Annotated in this window: 16 protein-coding genes and 1 pseudogene; 7 read left to right on the forward strand and 10 right to left on the reverse strand. The window is 67.1% G+C overall.

The genetic code is table 11. The features are described from left to right. Positions 1-36 precede the first annotated feature (36 nt). Positions 37-702, forward strand: coding sequence for a glutathione S-transferase family protein (locus QHG62_RS16215; protein ID WP_281146648.1), 666 nt, complete (start codon positions 37-39; stop codon positions 700-702). Then, the gene (locus tag QHG62_RS16220) at positions 699-1,658 is read left to right on the forward strand and encodes a pyridoxamine 5'-phosphate oxidase family protein (RefSeq protein ID WP_281146649.1); all 960 of its coding nucleotides are present in this window, start codon (positions 699-701) and stop codon (positions 1,656-1,658) included. The genes QHG62_RS16215 and QHG62_RS16220 overlap by 4 nt, the downstream gene beginning before the upstream one ends. A gap of 9 nt (positions 1,659-1,667) precedes the next feature. On the opposite strand, the gene QHG62_RS16225 is transcribed toward QHG62_RS16220, so the two are convergent. Further along, positions 1,668-2,810: a cytochrome P450 gene (locus tag QHG62_RS16225; RefSeq protein WP_281151677.1), complete on the reverse strand. Its 1,143-nt coding sequence runs from the start codon at positions 2,808-2,810 to the stop codon at positions 1,668-1,670. 143 nt (positions 2,811-2,953) lie between these two features. On the opposite strand from QHG62_RS16225, the gene QHG62_RS16230 reads away from it, so the two are divergent. After that, positions 2,954-3,637 (forward strand): ArsR/SmtB family transcription factor, encoded by a 684-nt coding sequence (locus tag QHG62_RS16230; protein WP_281146650.1) that lies wholly within the window; start codon positions 2,954-2,956, stop codon positions 3,635-3,637. 21 nt (positions 3,638-3,658) lie between these two features. Here QHG62_RS16230 and QHG62_RS16235 read toward each other — a convergent pair whose 3' ends face one another. Both QHG62_RS16235 and QHG62_RS16240 read right to left on the reverse strand, forming a co-directional pair. Next, positions 3,659-4,669 carry a Bug family tripartite tricarboxylate transporter substrate binding protein gene (locus tag QHG62_RS16235; protein ID WP_281146651.1) on the reverse strand — a complete coding sequence of 337 codons (1,011 nt, stop codon included), beginning with the start codon at positions 4,667-4,669 and terminating at the stop codon, positions 3,659-3,661. A gap of 99 nt (positions 4,670-4,768) precedes the next feature. Continuing rightward, positions 4,769-6,286 (reverse strand): AMP nucleosidase, encoded by a 1,518-nt coding sequence (locus tag QHG62_RS16240; protein WP_281146652.1) that lies wholly within the window; start codon positions 6,284-6,286, stop codon positions 4,769-4,771. 103 nt (positions 6,287-6,389) lie between these two features. Between QHG62_RS16240 and QHG62_RS16245 the strand changes: the two genes are divergently transcribed. Next, positions 6,390-7,301 (forward strand): ketopantoate reductase family protein, encoded by a 912-nt coding sequence (locus QHG62_RS16245; protein WP_281146653.1) that lies wholly within the window; start codon positions 6,390-6,392, stop codon positions 7,299-7,301. On the opposite strand, the gene gorA is transcribed toward QHG62_RS16245, so the two are convergent. Both gorA and QHG62_RS16255 read right to left on the reverse strand, forming a co-directional pair. Continuing rightward, positions 7,298-8,656 (reverse strand): glutathione-disulfide reductase, encoded by a 1,359-nt coding sequence (gene gorA, locus QHG62_RS16250; RefSeq protein WP_281146654.1) that lies wholly within the window; start codon positions 8,654-8,656, stop codon positions 7,298-7,300. The two genes, QHG62_RS16245 and gorA, sit on opposite strands and share 4 nt — an antisense overlap. A gap of 96 nt (positions 8,657-8,752) precedes the next feature. Beyond that, positions 8,753-10,726, reverse strand: coding sequence for a DUF6600 domain-containing protein (locus tag QHG62_RS16255; RefSeq protein WP_281146655.1), 1,974 nt, complete (start codon positions 10,724-10,726; stop codon positions 8,753-8,755). Positions 10,727-10,865: 139 nt separating this feature from the next. Between QHG62_RS16255 and QHG62_RS27800 the strand changes: the two are divergent. Continuing rightward, a pseudogene (locus QHG62_RS27800) lies at positions 10,866-13,024 on the forward strand (PEP/pyruvate-binding domain-containing protein). A 10-nt stretch (positions 13,025-13,034) separates the two neighbouring features. Here QHG62_RS27800 and QHG62_RS16270 read toward each other — a convergent pair. The 3 genes from QHG62_RS16270 to QHG62_RS16280 form a co-directional block, all read right to left on the reverse strand. Beyond that, on the reverse strand, positions 13,035-15,029 hold the full coding sequence (locus QHG62_RS16270) for a TRAP transporter large permease (RefSeq protein WP_281146658.1): 1,995 nt from the start codon (positions 15,027-15,029) through the stop codon (positions 13,035-13,037). Beyond that, the gene (locus QHG62_RS16275; protein WP_281146659.1) at positions 15,026-15,646 is read right to left on the reverse strand and encodes a TRAP transporter small permease subunit; all 621 of its coding nucleotides are present in this window, start codon (positions 15,644-15,646) and stop codon (positions 15,026-15,028) included. The genes QHG62_RS16270 and QHG62_RS16275 overlap by 4 nt, the downstream gene beginning before the upstream one ends. A gap of 90 nt (positions 15,647-15,736) precedes the next feature. Beyond that, entirely contained in the window at positions 15,737-16,852 is a 1,116-nt protein-coding gene (locus tag QHG62_RS16280; protein WP_281146660.1) for a TRAP transporter substrate-binding protein, read from the reverse strand. A gap of 220 nt (positions 16,853-17,072) precedes the next feature. On the opposite strand from QHG62_RS16280, the gene QHG62_RS16285 reads away from it, so the two are divergent. Next, complete coding sequence (locus QHG62_RS16285) at positions 17,073-17,486, forward strand: rhodanese-like domain-containing protein (protein WP_281146661.1); 414 nt, start codon at positions 17,073-17,075, stop codon at positions 17,484-17,486. A 251-nt stretch (positions 17,487-17,737) separates the two neighbouring features. Here QHG62_RS16285 and lysM read toward each other — a convergent pair whose 3' ends face one another. Beyond that, the gene (lysM, locus tag QHG62_RS16290; protein WP_281146662.1) at positions 17,738-18,199 is read right to left on the reverse strand and encodes a peptidoglycan-binding protein LysM; all 462 of its coding nucleotides are present in this window, start codon (positions 18,197-18,199) and stop codon (positions 17,738-17,740) included. 126 nt (positions 18,200-18,325) lie between these two features. Between lysM and QHG62_RS16295 the strand changes: the two genes are divergently transcribed. Then, on the forward strand, positions 18,326-19,102 hold the full coding sequence (locus QHG62_RS16295) for a type III pantothenate kinase (RefSeq protein ID WP_281146663.1): 777 nt from the start codon (positions 18,326-18,328) through the stop codon (positions 19,100-19,102). 14 nt (positions 19,103-19,116) lie between these two features. Here QHG62_RS16295 and QHG62_RS16300 read toward each other — a convergent pair whose 3' ends face one another. Then, on the reverse strand, positions 19,117-20,454 hold the full coding sequence (locus QHG62_RS16300) for a serine hydrolase domain-containing protein (protein ID WP_281146664.1): 1,338 nt from the start codon (positions 20,452-20,454) through the stop codon (positions 19,117-19,119). Positions 20,455-20,489 lie beyond the last annotated feature (35 nt).

The following is a 20,489-nucleotide window of genomic DNA, read 5'->3' on the forward strand; positions in this document are numbered from 1 at the left end:
GAATACTGCCATCCCACAGCCCTTCGAGGAATTCACATGCACGCAAGCACCGCAGCCGCCCGCCTTCCCGCGCAGCCCATCAAGCTCTATGGCACGCCGATCTCGGGCCACGTGCACCGCGTGCGGCTTTTTCTCTCGCTGCTAGGGCTACCCGCCGAGTTCATCGAGCTCGACCTTCGCAAGAAGGCCACGCGCACGCCGGAATTCCTCGCGCGCAATCCCTTCGGCCAGGTTCCGGTCATTGAAGACGGCGATGTCACGCTGGCCGATTCAAATGCGATCCTGGTGTACCTGAACGAGCGCTATGCCGCCGATCCGGCCCGGTGGATGCCGCGCGATCCGGTGGGTGCGGCGCGCGTGCAGCGGTGGTTCTCGGTGGCGGCGGGGCCGCTGGCGTACGGCCCGGCGGCAGCACGCGTGGTGGCGCTGTTCGGGCTGCCGGTGGACCCGGCCGAAACGGTGTCGCGCTCGCACCTGCTGCTGTCGGTCATGGAGACGCACCTGCAGCGCGAGGCTTTTCTTGCGGGCCCGTCGGTCACGCTGGCGGACCTTTCCAACTATGCCTATGTGGCGCATGCGCCGGAGGGCAGCGTGTCGCTCGAGCCGTATCCGCAGTTGCGCGGCTGGCTCGAACGCATCGAGGCGTTGCCAGGCTTCGTGCCCATGGTGCGTACGCCCATCGGGCTTGCGGCGGCCGCATGATTGCCGCACCGTTCCACGCAGGCGAACGCGCGTTGCAAACGCTGGCGGGTTCGCGCGAGGTCATGGCCGCGGCCGGTTCGCGCGTGATTCGCGACTTCATGCCCGACCAGCATCGCGAGTTCTTCGCGCAACTGCCGTTCCTCGTCGTCGGCAGCATGGATGCGCAGCTGCAGCCCTGGGCCAGCGTGCTGGCGGCTCCGCCGGGCTTTGCGCATTCTCCGGACCCGACGCATTTGCGCATCGATGCGCTGCCCACGGCGGACGATCCGCTGGCGGCACAGCTGGCACAAGGTGCATCGCTCGGCCTGCTCGGCATACAGCCGCACACACGCCGGCGCAATCGCATGAATGGCAATGTCGAGGCAATCGATGCCACGGGCTTCACGGTGGAGGTGCAGCAGAGCTTCGGCAATTGCCCCAAGTACATCCAGGCGCGCGAGCCGTTGTTTGCGGCGGGTCTGACGGACGCGCCGGCAGAGCGGCTCGACGGCCTCGACGATGCGGCGCGCGCGCTCATCGGGCGCGCCGACACCTTCTTCATCGCATCGGCATTGCCGCAGCATGCGGCTGCTGGCGACGAAGCCGATCCGGCTGCGCAGGGTGTGGACGTATCGCACCGCGGCGGGCTGCCGGGCTTCGTGCGGGTCGGCGAAGACGGCGTGCTCACCGTGCCCGACTTCACCGGCAACCGCTTCTTCAACACGCTGGGCAACCTGTCGGTTCATCCGCGCGCGGGGCTGCTGTTCATCGATTTCGAGAACGGCGACCTGCTGCATGTGTCGGCCACTGCGGAAATCGTGTGGGACGGCCCCGAGGTCGCTGCTTTCGAAGGCGCCGAACGTCTGCTGCGCCTGCGTGTCGAGCAAGTGCTGCGGCGTCGGGGCGCGCTGCCGCTGCGCTGGGGCGGCGCCGAACTGTCGCCGCACCTGGCCCGCACGGGCCGTTGGGTAGGCTGAAGCCAGGCTTCAGGCGAAGACCGGAATGCGGGCGTTGGCCGAAGGCCTGTAGTGCCAGCCGCGCTCTCGCAGGGCGTCCAGGTCGAGGCCTCGCGCGAGCAGTGCCTCGAGCCCGGCGGCCGCGAGGGTGCAGGCCAGCGCCTGGCCGGGGCAGGCGTGCACTCCGTGTCCGAAGCCCAGCATGCGCCGCCGCGTGCGAATGGGCATGAAGCGGTCGGGCTCGGCGTTGAATTCGGGGTCCCTGTTGGCCGAAGCCAGAACCAGCAGCACCGCCTCGCCTGCACCCAACTGCACGCCCGCCATAGTGACGGGCTCCGCCACGAAGCGCCGCGTGTTCTGCACCGCGGGGTCGTGTCGCGCCGTTTCCTCCACGATGGCATGCAAGCCGCCTTGCGTGCGTGCGGCAGCGCGCAGGTCGGGCTCGCGCATCAGCACGACAAGGCTGTTGCCCAGCAGCCCGGCCGTTGCATCGCAGGTCTGCGACAGCAGGCCGACCAGGTTGGCAAGCAACGCTCGCGAAGGCGGCGAACCCGCTGCGCCTTCCGAAAGCACAGCCGCCAGCAGCGTGCCGTGCCGCGGTGGCGCGATTGCAGCCAAGGCTTCGAATCGCGTCATCAATGCATCGGCTGCGCCGCTGGCGCGCTGCAATTGCGCCTCGGTCGACAGCGGCGAAAGGCACGCGACAAAGTCACGCATCCAAACGGTGACTTGCGGCAGCGTTTCGGAGGCAAAGCCGAGCAGGTGGGCCACTGCCTGGATGGGCATGGCAAACAAGGCATCCGACAGGGGCTCCTCGGGCACGAGCCGCGCAACCTGCAGCGCATCGGCATGCGCGGCGTTCAGATCCATTCCGGCCAGTGCGCGCTGCAGTGCCGGCTTGTGCGCCGTGTGCGCCGGGCCGTCGTTCATTCGCACTAGGTGGCCGAACACCTCGCCCGCGGGGCTGCCGGCAATCTCGCGCGGCACCGGTTCTGCAACCGGCCGGACCCGCAAGGCGCCTGGCGAAAGCAGCAGTGCTTCTATAACGTCGGCGCGGCTCGCAACCCAGAGGCGGAGGTTTTCGTTCCACGCGAGCGGCGGCCCGGCACGCAGGGTTTCGTAGAAGGGATAGGGGTCGGCATGCGTGACGGCCGCGACCGGATCGGCGGGCATGCCGAAGGAAGAAGAGAAGCTTGGATTCATGCCGCGCAGTGTGCAACCGAAGCGGCCGGCACACTTCGCCCATGAGCGAAGTGTCGGATGCAGCGGCGCTTTACGATGGCAGGATGAACACTCCTTCACCGCCCCGCGGAGCCATGTCCGCAAATGCGGACGTCCAGCTGGCACGCCTGGCCGGCGCCATTGCCGAACCCGCGCGCGCACGCATGCTGAGCTGCCTGATGGACGGCCACGCGCGCACCGCGACCGAGCTCGCGGCAGTGGCCGAAGTGGCCGCATCCACCGCCAGCGCGCACCTGGCGCGGCTGAAGGACGAGCGGCTGGTCGAACTGCTGGTGCAAGGCAAGCACCGCTACTTTCGCCTGGCCGACGGCAACGTGGCCGCCGCACTCGAAAGCCTGATGGTCGTGGCGGGCACGCCGCGCACGGCTGCGTTCGAGCCGAGCACGCCGAGCCGGCTGCGCACCGCGCGCACCTGCTACGACCACATGGCCGGCACGGCCGGCGTTGCGCTGCATGACCGGTTGCATGCGCAGGGCTGGCTCAGCGGGCTGCAGAGCGGTTCTTACGAACTCACGCCTCAAGGTGCGGTGGCGCTGGAGAGCCTGGGTGTCGAGATCGATGCGGTGCGCCGCTCGCGCCGGCGCTTTGCCTGCGCCTGCCTCGATTGGAGCGAGCGCCGCCCGCATCTGGGCGGTGCGCTCGGCGCGGCGTGGCTCCAGTTGTCGCTGCGCCGCGGCTGGGTGCGCCAGGCGCTCGACAGCCGCGAACTGGCGCTCACGCCCAAGGCGCTGCGCGAACTGCCGGAGCTCTTTGCCTGAACTCTTTGCCCGAGGCGCCGCTCAGGCCTTCAGCTTGAGCAGATAGATCATCGGGCCGGCCATGGCCAGGTCGAGCTCGAGGAAGCTCTCGAAATCCTTGCCGGCCATCCAGAACGAATCCCAGTTGTTGCGCTTGATGGTCTTGTTCCACACATCGGCGGTGGTGGCGCGGTGCACGGCTTCCAGCAGCACGGCCTTGCGGTCGGCGGGCACTTTCTTGCCGGTGAGCACGCCGCGCCAGTTGGCCAAGTCGGCGTCGACACCCTGCTCGCGCACTGACGGAATGCCGAGGAACGGCCGCTTCGACGAAACGCCGATGGCTCGCAGCTTGCCGCTCGCGAGGCTTTCGCTGAATTCGCTGAAGCCCGAGATGCCCGCCACCGCCTTGCCCGTGACCAGCGCCTCGACCACCTGCGCGCCGCCCGGATACGGCTGGTAGACCAGGCCCGCGGTGTTGCCGGCCACGCGCGCCAGCATGCCGGCGTACATGTGGTCCACGCCGCCCGCAGAACCGCCGGCGATGACAGTCTTGGCCGCATCGGCGCGCAGTTGGGCGATCAGGTCCTTGGGCGTCTTGATGGGCGAATCGGCCTTGACCGCCACCACTTCGTAGTCGCTGGTGAGGCGCGCGACGGGCGCGACCTGCGCCATGGTGACAGGCGGCTTCTGCAGCGCCACCGCGCCGACCATGACCATGCCGCTCATCAGCAGGGTGTCGGGGTCGGCATCGTATTTCTCGACGTACTTGGCCAGGCCGATCGTGCCGCCCTTGCCGCCGATGTTTTCGTAGACAACCTCGCCCGCGGCGCCGGAGGCGACCAGCGCGGCGCCGAGTGCGCGGCCGGTCTGGTCCCAGCCGCCGCCTTCGTTGGCCGGAATGACGATGCGCAGCTTGGAAATGAGCTGCGGTTCGGCGGCGCCCGCGGGGCGGGACCAGAGCGCGGCCTGGCCGGCGCCCGCGACCGCGGCTGCGCTCGCCATCCATGCATTGAAGTTGCGGCGAGAAAGGCTCGCAGGCGACGAACTAGGCATTTCGTTTCCAGTTGTTGGCACAAGTAACCAATGATGTCCGCGAAATGAGTCTGTCACCTACCTGTCAATCTAGGTGTAAACCCTAATAAGTGTTAAATATTACTGAAAAGCGACCTCCGCGAAGCTCCGGAGCTTGCGGCTGTGCAGCCTTGTCGAACCCTGCTCGCGAAGGATGTCGATGGCCCGCATACCGATGCGAAGGTGCTGCTCCACCCGCTCGCGATAGAAGTGGTTGGCCATGCCCGGCAGCTTGATTTCGCCGTGCAGCGGTTTGTCGCTCACGCACAACAAAGTGCCGTACGGCACCCGGAACCGGAAGCCGTTGGCGGCAATGGTGGCGCTTTCCATGTCCAGTGCCACCGCCCGGCTCTGGCTGAAGCGGCGCTGCGGCTGGTTGCCCGGCAGCAGCTCCCAGTTGCGGTTGTCGGTGCTCGCCACTGTGCCGGTGCGCATGATCTTCTTCAGGTCGGGGCCGGTGTAGCGCGTGACGTCGGCCACCGCTTTCTCCAGCGCGAGCTGGATTTCGGACAGCGCCGGAATCGGCACCCACAGCGGCAGTTCTTCGTCGAGCACGTGGTCCTCGCGCACGTAGGCGTGGGCCAGCACGTAGTCGCCGAGCTGCTGCGCGTTGCGCAGGCCCGCGCAGTGGCCCAGCATCATCCAGGCATGGGGGCGCAGCACGGCAATGTGGTCGGTAATGGTCTTGGCGTTGGCGGGCCCCACGCCGATGTTCACCATGCTGATGCCGCTGCAGTCTTCGCGCACCAGGTGGTAGGCCGGCATCTGCGGCAGGCGCGGGGGCGCGGTGCCCTGGCTGCCGTCGAGCAAGGCGCCAAAGTTGGTGCTCGCGCCCGCGGGCAAGCCGCGGCGGCGCGTGATCACGTTGCCGGGCTCGATGAAGGCGATGTATTCGCTCTTCTCGTCGGCCATGGCCTCGTGGCCGAGGCGCACGAACTCGTCGATGTAGAACTGGTAGTTGGTAAACAGCACGAAGTTCTGGAACCACTCGGGCGCAGTGCCGGTGTAGTGCCGCAGGCGGTGCAGCGAATAGTCGACCCGCGCCGCCGTAAAGAGCGACAGCGGCTGCGCCTCGCCGGCCTGCGCTTCGTAGGTGCCGTTGGCAATGCCGTCGTCCATCACGCCCAGGTCGGGCAGGTCGAACACGTCGCGCATCAGGGCACGCCGCTCGTCGCTCATGGTGCCTTCGATGTGGTCGTTTTCAGCGAACGAGAAATGGATCGGGATCGGCTGCGTGCTGGTGCCCACCTCGATTTCGACCTGGTGGTTTTCGAGCAGCAGCCGGAACTGGTCCAGGTAGTAGCGCGAAAAAAGATCGGGCCGCGTCAGCGTGGTTTCGTAGCGGCCCGGCCCTGCGACAAAGCCGTAGCTCAAACCGGCGTTGGCGGGCGGCGTGTGGCGCGACACTGTGTGGGTGTGCACCCGCACAAAGGGGTAGCAGGCGCGCACCCGGCCGGGCAGTGCTTCGCCGGCGACAAAGCGCAGCATCGATTCCCTCAGGTGCGCGAGGCCGCCCTGGTAGATGGACTTGACCTGCTCCAGCGCCGCGTTGGCGTCGTTGAAGCGGGCGGGAGCAACGAAAGTGGGCATGTGAGGCATGACGGCATTGTGCAATGCCCGTGCCTGCAGAGCCTCGACAAGAAAGGCGCGGGCGAAGCGATTAACCTCGGGCGATCTCCCGAACATCCCGAAAGGTGAAGCAATGAAGGTCGCAGTGATGGGCGCCGGTGCAGTCGGCTGCTATTACGGTGCCATGCTGGCGCGCGCAGGCCACGAGGTGGTGCTGATCGGTAGGCCGCCGCACGTGGACGCCGTTCGCGCAAAGGGGCTGCGGCTGGAGACCAAGGCGTTCGACGAACAGGTGCGGCTCGATGCGAGCACCGAAGCCAGCGCAGTGCAGGGCGCCGGCCTCGTGCTGTTCTGCGTGAAGTCCACCGACACCGAGCTGGCCGCGGCCCAGATCGAACCGCATCTTGCGGCCGATGCGCTGGTGCTCACGCTGCAGAACGGCGTCGACAACGACGAGCGCGTGCGCTCGGTGCTGCCGCGCCACGAGGTGGCAGCCGCCGTCGTCTACGTGGCTACCGAGATGGCCGGGCCGGGCCACGTGAAGCACCACGGCCGGGGCGAACTGGTGATTGCGCCTTCGCGCACCTGCGAGCAGGTGGCGCAGCACCTCGCAGCCGCGGGCGTGCCGACGCAGATTTCAGATAACGTGCGCGGCTCGCTCTGGGCCAAGCTGGTGCTGAACTGCGCCTACAACGCGCTGTCCGCCATTACCCAGCTACCGTACGGCGAGCTGGCAAAAGGCCAGGGTGTCGACGACGTGATTCGCGACGTGGTCGACGAATGCCTTGCCGTTGCCAAGGCGGGGGGCATCGTCATTCCCGGAGACACCGGTGCCGCCGTGCGCGCCATCGTGCAGACGATGCCTTCGCAATACTCGTCGACCGCCCAGGATCTTGCGCGCGGCAAGCCGAGCGAAATCGATCACCTCAACGGCTTTGTCGTGCGGCGCGGCGAAGCGCTCGGCGTGCCCACGCCGGCGAACCGCGTGCTGCTGGTGCTTGTGAAGCTGCTCGAAGGCAAGCAGCAGCAGAAGTCTGGGCTCTAGCCGGGCATCGGTTCGCGCATGGTCACGAACTCTTCGGCCGCCGTGGGATGGATGCCCACGGTGCTGTCGAACAGCGCCTTGGTCGCGCCCGCGCGCATGGCTACCGCAAAGCCCTGCACCACCTCGCCTGCATCGGCGCCGACCATGTGCAGGCCCACCACGCGGTCGGTCGACTTCTGCACCACCAGCTTCATGAAGGTGCGCTCGCTGCGGCCGGAGAGCGTGTGGCGCAGCGACTTGAACTCGCTCGAGAACACCGTCACGTCTCCGAACCTGGCGCGCGCGTCGATCTCGGTGTAGCCGCAGGTGCCGATGTTCGGGTGCGTGAACACCGCGGTCGGAATGAATTCGTAGTCGAGCTTGCGCTTGCCCTGGCCGAACAAAGCATCGACCACGGCCATGGCCTCGGCAAGCGCCACCGGCGTGAGCTGCACGCGGGTGGACACGTCGCCCACCGCGTAGATCGAGGGCACCGAACTGCGGTACTGCGCATCGACCGCAACCGCACCGCGATCGTCGAGCGCAACGCCTGCGGCTTCCAGGCCCAGCCCCTGCGTGTTGGGTACCCGGCCGGTGGCAAAGAGCACCGTGTCGGCCTCGAGCTGCTGGCCGCGCGCAAGCGTTACCACGAGGCCGTGCGGCCCGCGCGCAACCGACGCAGCCTCGACGTTGAGCCGCACTTCGACGCCTGCCTTGCCCATTTCATTGGCGACGAACTGCCGCACGTCATCATCGAAACCGGTGAGCAGGTGCGCGCGGCGATGCAACTGCGTTACCTTGGAGCCCAGGCCGTTGAAGATCGATGCGAATTCGCAGGCGATGTAGCCGCCGCCCACCACCAGCAGGCGCTTGGGAAAGGGGTCGAGGTCGAACATCGCATCCGAAGTGGCAATGTGCTCGCGACCCGGAATGTCAGGCACGAAGGGCGTGCCGCCGGTGGCAACGAGCAGGTGGCGCGCGGTGTGGCGCTTGCCGTCGACTTGCACCGTGTGGGCGTCGACCAGCTGCGCCCAGCCCGTGACCAGCTTGACGCCCGAATTCTTCAGCAGCGAGGCGTACACGCCATTGAGCCGCGCAATTTCTTTTGCGCGCTGGGCCTTGAGGTGGGCCCAGTCGAACTTCGGCGCCTTCGGCAGGTTCCAGCCGTAGCCCGCCGCCTCTTCGAACGATTCGGCATAGCCCGCTGCGTAGCTGTAGAGCTTTTTGGGAATGCAGCCCACATTGACGCAGGTGCCGCCAAGGTCCGCCGCTTCGGCCAGGCCCACGCGCGCGCCGTGCTGCGCCGCCATGCGCGCGGCCCGTACCCCGCCGCTGCCGCCGCCGATGACGAAAAGGTCGAAGTCGAATGTGCGCATGTGAACGGTGCTCCTTGCGGGCGACTTTAGCCGCCAGCGGGGAGCACCGGGTTGTGCGGGTCTTGCGCGGGGTGATGCGCTGCCGCGCGTTCGCCCTCAGCGTTGCGAATCTGGAGACGCCATCATCCGGCGCCGTTCGTCGCCGCCACGCTGGCCAGGTGCCGGTTGGGGCTGGGCTTGCTGGGGCTGGGGCGGCGGAGCGATGCCGCGTTGCTGCTGCATCGCGCGCACCTGCGCTTCCTGGGCCTGGCGCATGGCGTTCTGCTGGGCCTGTTGCTGGGCCAGGGCCTGCTGTTGCATTTGCGCGGCGCGCTGCTGCATCTCCTGCTGCTGGCGAATCATCTGCTGCTGGGCGAGCGCCTGCTGCGCAGCGCGTTGCTGCTGCTGTTGCATCTGTTGCTGCTGGGCCTGCGCCTGGGCGGCACGCTGCTGCAACTCCTGCTGTTGCCGGAGCGCCTGTTGCTGTTGCTGCTGGATCTGCACCTGCTGCTGTTGTTGCTGCCACTGGTTTTGGTTCTGATGGCCGCGCTGCTGCTGCCAATCCTGCTGCTGGCGCTGGCCTTGCTGCCGCTGCCATTCCATTTGCTGCTGTTGTTGCTGAGCCGCCTGCTGCTGCGCCGCGCGCTGCTGCATGGCCTGGATGTTCTGGGCCTGCTGCATCTGCTGGACTTGCCGCGCCTGCTCGTATTGAAACTCCTGCTGCTGGCGCGCCCGCAGCTGCGGCGGCGGCTGCATGGCGGCGGGCCGGCCGAAGCCGCCGCCAAAGCCATGCATCGGAATGCCCGGCGCCGGCGCCACCGGCACGCGCGCAAAGCGGTCGTCGGGCAAACGCACCAGGTCGCGGCGGCCGAAGGGGCCGCGGCCGAAACGGTCAGCAGGCACCACGGTCACTGCGCCCGGCATCCGCTGGTTGGCATAGAAGTCGTTGCGCATCTCGGCCTGGCGGTTCCGGTAGGCCGCCATGCGGTTGACCCGGTCGATGTAGCGCGGGCTCGCGCCATAGGCGGGCCGCCATTGCTCGCCGGGCGCGAGCGGGAACCAGCCCACGCCGCTGCGGCCGTCGCCGATCTGCAAGGTGGCATTCGCACCGCCGCCGCCGCCCACAAAGCCGACCAGCGCGGGCGAATACACGGGCCGTGCGGTCGCCTGCCCCGGCACCCAGGCCCAGCGCGGACCCACGCGGGCCCAGCGGCCGTAGTGGAAGGGCGCAAAGCCCCAGGGAGCGGCGTCGACCCAGGTCAGGCCCCAGGGCGCGACATTGACCCACTGGCCGTCCCGGTAGGGCGCCCAGTCGGCGTCCACGTTGCGCGGGAACCAGACGGCGCCGTAGGAGGGGTCGTTCTGCCAATCGCCATAGTTGTCGAGCTGTTGGTAGCCGACCACCTCGCGCGACACGTAGCGTGCCGAAACCGACTGGTCCTCGATGCGGTTGCGCTCGGCCACCCATGTGTCGAAGCTGCCGTTCTGCGGCGGGAAGCTGTTTACCGCGGCAAGGTCGCGGCCGGACACGGTGAGTTGCTGCCGCGCGCCCAGTGTTTGCGATTGGCCGTTTTCACCATGGAGCGTCGCGCGGCCGGAGGCCACGGCCACCCAGGTGGTGCCGGCGGACGGGTCGGCCGCAATGCGGTATTCGCCGGGTGCGTCGATCACCACCGCGAGGTTGCCGGTATCGACCTCGACACGCTGGCCCGAAAGATCGTCGCGCACGCGCAATTGCAGGTTGCCCTGGTTCGCGGTGATGCGCACGGTGTCGTCGTCCAGTTCGGAGAATTCGACGTGCGTTTGACCGTCCATCCGCAACGCCGCCGAGCCGACGTGGATTTCGGCGCGCGCACCGCGGTCGGTCCAAAGGCGGTCTCCGGTGGTGATGGGGCGGTTGGGCTGAGCGTCGTACCAGCTGTCTTCGCCGGCCGGCGCGAAGCTCACCGTGCCTTGCTGCAGGTTCAGGCGCGCCACACGGCCCGGCGGGTCTTGCTGCGCGCTGGCGGCGGCGCCAAGGCACAGCAGCGCAAGGCCGAGCAGCCATCGGTGCAGCGGCCGGTGAAGAAGAGAAAAGGCGGGGCGGTTCATGGGTTTGTCTCTGGTTCGCGGGACCGAGTTGAAGCGATGCACATGTAACGCGCGAGAATCCGCTGCCGCTGTCAGCGCATGCCCACTGCTTGGTGAAGCGCACGCACATTCGGCAACCGCTTGTAATGAGGGACTCTGCATGAAAAACCATAACAACCCAGGTGCATCGGGCAAAGTGCGCTACCGGAACCATAGCAAATCGTGGGGGATGGCGGCGCTCGCCTTCGGTGCGGCGGTCTTCATCGCGGCCCCGGATGCCCAGGCTCAGTTGGCGCGCAAGCCCTCTTACTACCAGCAGCAGAACAACAAGGCCGCGCCCGAAGCCGCGCCCTCGCGACCGGCGGCGCCCGCGTCGCTGGCCGCGCTTCGCAGCCGGGGCGACTTCGACGCCCTGGCGCGTGTCTACGACGCCGGCACGCCGATGCAGCTGGCGCACGTGCTCTTCGCCGTCGACCGCCGCGCCAAGCCCGTGCGCACCTACTACATCGACACCCCGCGCTTCCAGCTCCACGTGCGCTTCGTGCGCGACACCGGCCTTGCGCCCGGCGCGGGCAAGCGCGAGATCGACCGCAACTATCTTGTGCCGGACCGCCGCTTCCTGTTCGGCACGCTCAGCTGGCAGCAGAACATCGGCGCCTTCACCTACGAGTTCTGGGAGGGCGACCAGCTCACCCCCGCGCTGCTGCGGCAGGCCGATGCGCAGGTGAAGGCCAGCTTCTTTGCACCGGTCAGGTTCAAGACCAATTCGACGCTGCACGAGCGTGTTGCAAAAGAAACCGGCATCGACTTTGTCAGCCAGGAAGCGCTGATCCGCGAACAGCCCTACATGCCCATGAACCTCGGCACGGCCACGGGCCGGGTGCGCATCGTCGACGAGGCCTCGGGTGCGAACGTGTTGAACGCGCTGCTGCCCGACGACATTGCGGTGCTGCGCCAGGTGCCGATCAATCTGCCGCCCGTGGCCGGCGTGCTGACCGAGCGCCCTTCGACGGCGCTTTCGCACGTCAACCTGCTGGCCAAGGGTTGGGGCATTCCCAACGCCTATGTGCGCGATGCCGCGGCCGTGCTGCGCGAGCATGAAGGCCAGTGGGTGGCGCTGAAGGTCGCGGCCTCTGGCTACCAGTTGCGCCACCGGGCACGCCGCGATCTCGTCGGGTGCAAGGCGTGCTGCGCGAGCATGAAGGCCAGTGGGTGGCGCTGAAGGTCGCGGCCTCTGGCTACCAGTTGCGCCGCCTTGCACCCGACGAGATCGCGGCGCTGCCGCCGCGCAATGTGCGCACCGCCGCCATCGGCGCGGTGCCCGGTGGCGCAAAAGCCGCAAGGCCCGACCTGCGCGAAACCCGCCTGCTGCCGCTTGCCTCACTGCGCACGCGCAACAGCATGCAGTGCGGCTCCAAGGCCGCCAACCTCGGCGCGGTGCTGGCTGCGCGCATTCCGCAGACCACGGTGCCGGACGGCTTCTGCATTCCGTTTGCTCACTATGACCGCTTCATGCGCACCAACGGTCTTGCCGACCGCATCGCGCGAATGCAGCAGCAACCAGGTTTTGCAAGCGACCCGCAGATCCGGCAGAAGGCGCTCGCGCAACTTCGCGAAGAAATCGTGCAGTGGCCGGTCGATGCGGCCACTGCTGCGGCGTGGCGCGCCGCATGGCAATCGCAGCTGGGCGGCGGCGGCGTGTTCGTGCGCAGCTCGTCCAACTCGGAAGACCTGCCCGGCTTCAGCGGCGCGGGGCTCTACACGACGGTGCCCAACGTCAAGACTGGCGATGCACTCGAACTGGCGGTAAAGAAGGTGTGGGCATCGGTCTTCAACCCCGAAGCGTGGGAAGCGCGCAGCGCCGCGGGCTTTGGCGCCGAGTCGGTGCTGATGGGCGTGTTCGTGCAGACCGCCATCGATTCGGCCAATGCTGGCGTGATGATCACGCGCGACCCGTTCGACGCCGGCCATCCGCATGCCACCTACATCTCGGCCAAGCGCGGCATCGGCATCCGCGTGGTCGAAGGCAAGCGCGTGGCGGAGCAGGTCATGTATTCGAGCTGGTCCAAGGCCGTCCAGGTGCTGAGCCGCTCGGCCGAAGAAACGGCGCTGCAGCTGGACAAGGACGGCGGCGTGAAGGAAGTGCCTGTGGAGGCCGGCCGCACCGTGCTCACCGATGAACTGGTGGTGCGTCTGGCCAACGTGGGCGCGGCCGTGAAGCGCGCGTTCGGCGGCGTCGACCAGGACATCGAATGGGCCACCGTGGGCGACCGCGTCGTGCTGCTGCAGGCGCGCCCCTATGTGGAGCGGCGCCGCTGATCCTTGCTGCTTACTTGTACAACAGCTGCGGCAGCCAGAGCCCGATCTGCGGCCAGATGTACAGCAGCACGATGGCCAGTACCTGGATGCCCATGAAGGGCAGCATGCCCAGGAAAATCTGGTTCAGCGTCACGTGCGGCGGGCTCACGCCCTTCAGGTAGAAAGCCGCCATTGCCACCGGCGGGCTCAGGAACGCGGTTTGCAGGTTCAGCGCCACCAGCAAGCCGAAGAACAGCGGATCGACACCGAAGTTGTCCAGCAGCGGGATGAAGATGGGCATGAAGATCACGATGATCTCGGTCCACTCCAGCGGCCAGCCCAGCAGGAAGATGATCACCTGGCTCAGCACCAGGAACTGCACCTTCGTGAGGTTCATGCCCAGCACCCACTCTTCCACCAGCGCCTGTCCGCCGAGCAGCGCGAACGCCGCCGAGAAGATGGCCGAGCCCACGAATAGCCAGCACACCATGGCCGAGGTCTTGGCCGTGAGAAACACCGATTCCTTCAGCACCGACAGGTTCAGCCGCCGGTAGGCCGCCGCCAGCAGCATGCCGCCGAGCGCACCCATGGCCGCCGCCTCGGTGGGCGTTGCCAGGCCCAGCACGATCGAGCCGAGCACCGACAGGATCAGCAGCACCAGCGGAAAGAACGAGGCCAGCAGCATCTTGAAGATCTCGAGCCGCGCAAAGCTCAGGAACAGGTAGAACAGCGCGACCATCGCGCCGAAGACGGCAAAGGTGACCCACCACCAGGTGGGTGCGGGGCGTACCGAAGCGCCTTCTGTCGCCGATGCTGCGGCGGCCGTGCCTGCGGCGGGCGGCTGCGCCGCGGTTGCCTCGGCTGGTGCGGCTGGTGCGGCTGCGCCGGGCGGTTCGGCCAGCGGGCCTGAAGAGGAAGGTGCCGCAGGCGAAGAAGGCGTGTCGGCGGAAGGGGGCTCCTGAAGACCGCCGGCGGCCGGCGGCTGCTGGAGGCCACCGGCGGAAGGCGGCTCCTGCAATCCCCCGCCGCCTGTGCTTTCGGCGGTGCCGCTGCGGGTGGCGCCGATCTCCTCGATCTCGTAGCGCGCCTGTGCCTCGACGGTGGTTACGGCCTTGTAGCTGAAGCCGGCAAAAAGCAGAAAGATAAGGCCGGGCATTGCGACGATGCCAAGCTGCCGCAGCACATGCGAAAACGGCACGTCCGCGTTGCGCCGGCCTTTCAGCAGCCCGATCACCGCATGCGCAGCGGGGCTGTCGGCCAGCCGCTGCGACAGCGGCGGCAGCGGCACCTCGCGTTCCGCCTGCGACAGCGGCGGTGCCCACTGGGGCTTGAGCCGCGCGATGATGATCACGTACACCACATAGAGCGAGGCGAGCATCAGCCCCGGAAAGAATGCGCCCGCATACAGCTGCACCACCGAGACACCTGCGGTCGCGCCATAGACGATCAGCAGCACCGAGGGCGGAATCAGGATGCCCAGGCACCCGCCGGCGGTGATGGCACCCGCGGCCAGCGGCACGCTGTAGCCGGCGCGCAGCATGGCAGGCAGGGCCAGCAGGCCCATCAGCGTGACCACCGCGCCGACGATGCCGGTGGCGGTGGCAAAGATGGTGCAGGTGACCAGCGTGGCCACGGCCAGTGCACCCGGCAGCCGTGCCAGCGCCAAGTGCAGGCTCTTGAACAGCGACTCGATGAGATTGGCGCGCTCCACCAGGTAGCCCATGAAGACGAACAGCGGCACCGCAATGAGCACGTCGTTGGCCATGGTCTTGTAGGCGGCCTGCACCATCAGGTCGAGCGTGCGGTGCCAGTCGCGGTCGTAAGCCAGCCAGGTGAAGAGCATGCCCATGCCCATCAGCGTGAACGCGGTCGGAAAGCCCAGCATGATGGCCACCACCACCAGCGAGAGCATGAGCAGGCCCAGGTGGCCGTTGGTGATGGTGTCGGCGCTCACGAGCACCGCGGCCGCGCCGCCCACGATCAGCGCCATGAACGACAGGCCGAACCAGAGTTCGCGGCGGATCATCGTGCGGCCTCGTTGGAAGCCACCACGCGGTCGAGCGCGGCAATGTCTTCGTCCTTGACGTTGACCATCTCCTTGAGCTTCTCGACGTCGACCTCTTCCACGTCCTGCTCGCGCGAAGGCCACGCGCCGCTCTGGATGCACTGCACGCAGCGGATGATCTCGACCAGCCCCTGCAACAGCAGCGTGAAACCGGCGAGCGGAATGATGTACTTGAACGGATAGAGCGGCAGCGGCTCGGCCGAGAAGGTCTGCTCGCGAATGGCGAGCGATTCGCCTGCATAGATCCACCCGGCCCAGGTCAGCGCCACGATGCCGGGCAGGAAGAAGACGATGTACAGCACCAGGTCGACCAGCGCCTGCGTGCGGGGACGGAAGAAGCCATAGAGCACGTCGCCGCGCACATGGCCGTTCTTGGAGAGCGTGTACGCGCCGGCCGTCATGAACATGGCGCCGTACAGCATGATCTGCGCGTCGAGCACCCAGGCGTGCGGGCGGTTGAGCGCATAGCGCGAAAACACCTCCCAGCTGATCAGCAGCGTGAGCAGCAGCGCGCACCATGCGAAGGTCTTGCCGATCCATGTCGAGAAACGATCGACGGCCAACAGGAAAGATTGCATCGAAAAGAACTCCTCGCTGCGGCCGGCGCAGCATGGGCGGGCACGAAAAGAGGGCACCGCGCCGGGTGCCCTCGCATCAACGGATCGACGTCAGGACTTCTTGGCTTGCGAGCCGAAGTAGTGGTTGTAGGCCATCTTGAAATCGACCGTGTAGTCGTTGTGCCACTGGCCGGCGCGCTCGGCAAAAGCCTTTTGCGAGTCGAGTACCTTCTTGAACATCGGGTTCTCGGCAGCCTTCTTGGCAATGGTCTTGTCCCACGACGCAAGCTGCGCGCGCAAGATGGCGTCGGGCGTCTTGTAGAACTTGATGCCGGCCTTCTTCAGCTCGATGTAGTCTTGCGAGTTGCGCTGGATGGCCTTCCAGCTCATGTCGGCGCTGGACGCCTGCACTGCGTAGTCGATGATCGACTTCAGTTCGGCCGGCAACGCCGCGAGCTTGCCCTTGTTGAACAGGATCTCGAACTGCTCGCCCGACTGGTGGAAGCTTTGCAGCATGCAGTTCTTCGCCACGTCCGGGAAGCCCAGCACGCGGTCGCTCGACGCGTTGTTGAACTCGGCCGCATCGATGAGGCCGCGGTCCAGCGCCGGCACGATCTCGCCACCCGGCAGCGGGTTCACGGCCGTGCCCATGTCGGTGAACACGTCGACCGCCAAGCCCACGGTGCGGAACTTCAGGCCCTTCATGTCTTCCACGCGGGCCACCGGCTTCTTGAACCAGCCCAGCGGCTGCGTCGGCATGGGACCGTAGAGGTACGAGACCACGTCCAGGTTCAGGCTCTTGTAGATTTCCTCGATCAGCGCCTTGCCGCCGCCGTAGTTGTGCCAGGCCAGCACCATGTTGGCATCCATGCCGTAGCCGGGGCCCGACCCCCAGAGCGCGAGCGCCGAGTTCTTGCCGTACCAATAGGCCACCACGCCGTGGCCACCGTCGAGCGTGCCCTTGGCGACCGCGTCGAGCAGCTGAAAGGCGGGCACCACGGAGCCCGCCGGCAGCACTTCGATCTTCAGGCGGCTGCCCGCCATGTCGTTGACCTTCTTTGCGAAGTCTTGCGCGTACTCATGGAAGATGTCCTTGGCCGGCCAGGTGCTCTGAAAGCGCAGCGAAGTGGTCTGGGCCATGCTGACCATGGGCGCCGACATGGCGCCTGCGGCCACAGCTGCACCTTTGAGAAGATTGCGGCGGCGGGGTGATTTGCTCTCTGTCATGTTGTCTCGCTCCATACAAGTTCTGACTGAAGAAACCCTGCCCGCCTTCTTGGCGCTATGTTCGGCAGGCCCATGCGCATCTTTGGCGCGCTGGAATATGCGACAAACAGGGTTTTCACGAACTGGTGAAAAATTCCATCATCCGGCGGGGCCTCCGGAGGCGGCGCAAAGGCGCTGTTGCCTGTGTCGAGAGCCCCGTCCATCAAAAGGACTCAAAGACATGACTGAACCCGTTGGGGAAAAGGGCTATGCCGGCGACGTGACGCCCGAGCAGGCCGCAGAGTGGATGACAAGCGGCGAGGCCGTATTGGTCGACGTGCGCAGCGACGCCGAGCGCGAATGGGTCGGCTACGTACCGGGCGCCGTGCCGCTCGCCTGGAAGCAGTGGCCGGGCATGACGCTCAACCCGGCCTTCGACGGCGGCATCAGAGCTGCGGGCGAGGACGGCAACAAGAAGCTGGTGCTGCTGTGCCGCAGCGGCGTGCGCTCCATCGCCGCCGCCAGGCGCGCGACAGAGCTGGGCCTGGAGGCGTACAACATCCTCGAGGGCTTTGAAGGCAATCCGGACGACAACGGGCACCGTGGGGTGCTTGGCGGCTGGCGCAAGCGCGGGTTGCCCTGGAAGCAGAACTAGGCGCGGGGTTTGGGTTGGGTTTGAGGGGGCGCATCAGGGCGGCGCACCCGCCGACGGGGTACCTTTCTCCGCGAATGTCCCCCGGCCTGCGGCCTCCTCCGCCCCGGGGGACATTCGCGGAGGGGAGTACCCGGTGGCCTTTGCACACGCCCTGAACAGCAGCCCTGAACAGCAGCGCCAAGAACAACAGCACAAAAAACAAAAGGCCCACCGTCTCCAGTGGGCCTTTTTCATCGGCGAGCTGAATCAGCTCAAAGCGCCGGAATGCGCAGCTTCTGCCCAGGATAGATCTTGTCCGGGTGGCTCAGCATCGGCTTGTTCGCCTCGAAGATCGCGTTGTACTTGTTGGCGTCGCCGTAGTACTTTTTGGAAATGGCCGAGAGCGTGTCGCCCTTCACCACGTCGTGGTACTGCGCCGGCGGCGCGGCGGGTGCGACCAGCTTGTTGTCGACACTCGTCACGTTGGCGACGTTGCCAGCGGCAAGCCCGGCCTTTTCGCTCGCTTCCTGCGACGGTGCCTGGCCTGCCAGCGTCACGACCCCCGTTGCAGCCGTGTACGTTACCTCAAGGCCCGTGAGCCCGAGATTCTGCGTCTCGATGTAGGTCTTGATGGCAGCCGCGGCCTTGGTGTTCGCGTCCGGCTCGGCAGCCTGGGCCGACGAACCGCCGAACAGCTTTTCTCCTGCTTCCTTGATGAAACTCAGCAAACCCATGGGGTACTCCTTTTGCCGTGGTAGGTGGGAATCGCGACTGTAACGGCGGCAAGCGACCCTGGCGCGTAGTCCCTTGCCGCAAGTGCAAGCGACGGTAAGCGGCATAAAGTCGCAATAATCCCGCCCATGGCTTCCCCCTTCCTCGCAATCGACATCGGCAACACCCGCCTCAAATGGGCTCTCTACGATGGCGCGCATCCGGGGGCCGCGCTGCAGGCGCACGGTGCGGAGTTTCTCGACCATATCGAGCGCCTTGCCGAAGGTCCGTGGGCCGACCTGCCCGCGCCCGGCGCCATGCTGGGCTGCGTGGTGGCCGGCGATGCGGTGCGCCGCCGCGCCGAGGAACAAATCGAGGAACGCTTCGAATGCGCGCCCCGCTGGGTGGTGGCGAGCGCGGCCGAGGCCGGCATCATCAATGGCTACGACCATCCGACGCGGCTGGGCGCCGACCGCTGGGTGGCGATGATCGGCGCACGCCATCGCATGCTCGGCACCGGCCCCGCCCGGCCGATGGTGGTGGTGATGATCGGCACCGCCGTCACGGTGGAGGCCATCGACGCCAGCGGCAAGTTCCTGGGCGGGTTGATCCTGCCGGGCCACGGCATCATGCTGCGGGCGCTCGAATCGGGTACGGCCGGGCTGCACGTGCCCACGGGCGAGGTGCGCGAATTTCCCACCAACACCAGCGATGCGCTCACCAGCGGCGGCACCTACGCCATTGCCGGTGCGGTGGAGCGCATGGTGCAGCACGTGCGCTCGCACTGCGGCGCCGAGCCCGCCTGCTACATGACCGGCGGCGCGGGCTGGAAGATGGCGCCCGTCATGAACGGAGACTTCGAACTCGTCGAAAGCCTGATCATGGACGGCCTGCTGGTCATTGCCCGGGAACGGGCCAGCGAGTAGAGCGCGTCTGGAAGTCAGGGGCGCATGAGCGCTTCAGCGACTGCGTGGAATGCGGGCAGCGTCAGCGGGTCGTTTCCGGCATTGCCCGCCACCGGATGCGCGGCATAGCGCACGATCACCATCTCGGCCTTCGGATCGACATAGATGCTCTGCCCGTGGATGCCGCGCGCCATGTAGGCGCCGTGCGGGTTGTTCGACACCCACCACATGTTGCGGTACGACCAGCCCGGCAGCAGCGTGTAGCCCGCCTTGGCGAACTTGGCCGCATCGCCACCGCGCTGGATGTCTTCGACCACGGCTTTCGGGATGGCCTGCTGCCCATCGGGTGCCCGGCCGCCGTTGCGCATGGTTTCGCCGAAGCGCGCCAGGTCGCGCAGCACGGTATTGAGCCCGCCGCCGCCTGACTCTGTGCCGATGCGGTCGACCATGAAATAGGCGTCCTGCTCGGCCCCGATGCGGCGCCAGATCTTCTCGCTCAGCAAGTCGCCGAGCGGCTGGTTGCTGACACGGCGCAGGATCCAGGCGAGCACTTCGGCGTTGACTGTCTTGTAGGCAAACGCGGCGTCATGCGTGCCTTCCTTCTGCAGCGTGGCGAGGAATTCGTAGAACGACTTCGGGCCGGTGTAGTTCGGGCCTTGGGTCAGCATGCCGCCGGCGCGCGCATAGTCCCAGACCTCGGCCTTCGGGTCTGCGTAGTTCTCGGAGTAGCGAACGCCGATGGTCATGTCCATCACCTGGCGCACCGTGGCGTCGCCGTACGCCGTGTCCTTCAGTTCAGGCAGGTATTTGGTGACCGGTGCCGCAGGGTCGAGCTTGCCTTCGTCCGCGAGGATGGCCGCCAGCGTGCCCACGAAGGACTTGGTGACCGACATCGCGATGTGCGGCCGCTCGGGCGTGAGCGCGCCGAAGTACTTCTCGTAGACCACACGGCCGCGATGCATCACCAGGACGCCGTCGGTGTAGGTGCGCGGAATCATCTGCGCGAAGGTCACGGTTTCGCCTGTACTCCCGAGGGGCTTGAACGTGACGGCTTCGATGTCGGTGCGCGGCGCCGCCGGCAACGGGCTGGGCGTGCCGCTGCCGCGCCACACGTTGGCCGTGGGCACGGTTTCGCGCACATGCGAAAAGCTCCAGCGCGTGCGCGGAAACACGCCGCCGACCGGGTTGTCGAAGGTAATCAGCTTGTCGGGCGGCGGCGGGAAGCCCTTCATCCAGCCCATGGCCTCGACCGAGGTGGCCGCCGGATCGGGAAGCGCGGCGGGCGCGGACGTCTGGGCATTCGAGGAGGTGTTCACGGCGAGCAGTGCGAAGGCGGCGACGAGCGCCGTGCGTTGGAAAAAGGACATGGGCATCGTGGCTCCGGTGGAATTCATCTTCAACTTGCTCG

The sequence above is a fragment of the Variovorax paradoxus genome (genome assembly GCF_029919115.1).
In the GTDB taxonomy this organism is placed as follows: Bacteria; Pseudomonadota; Gammaproteobacteria; order Burkholderiales; family Burkholderiaceae_C; genus Variovorax; species Variovorax paradoxus_O.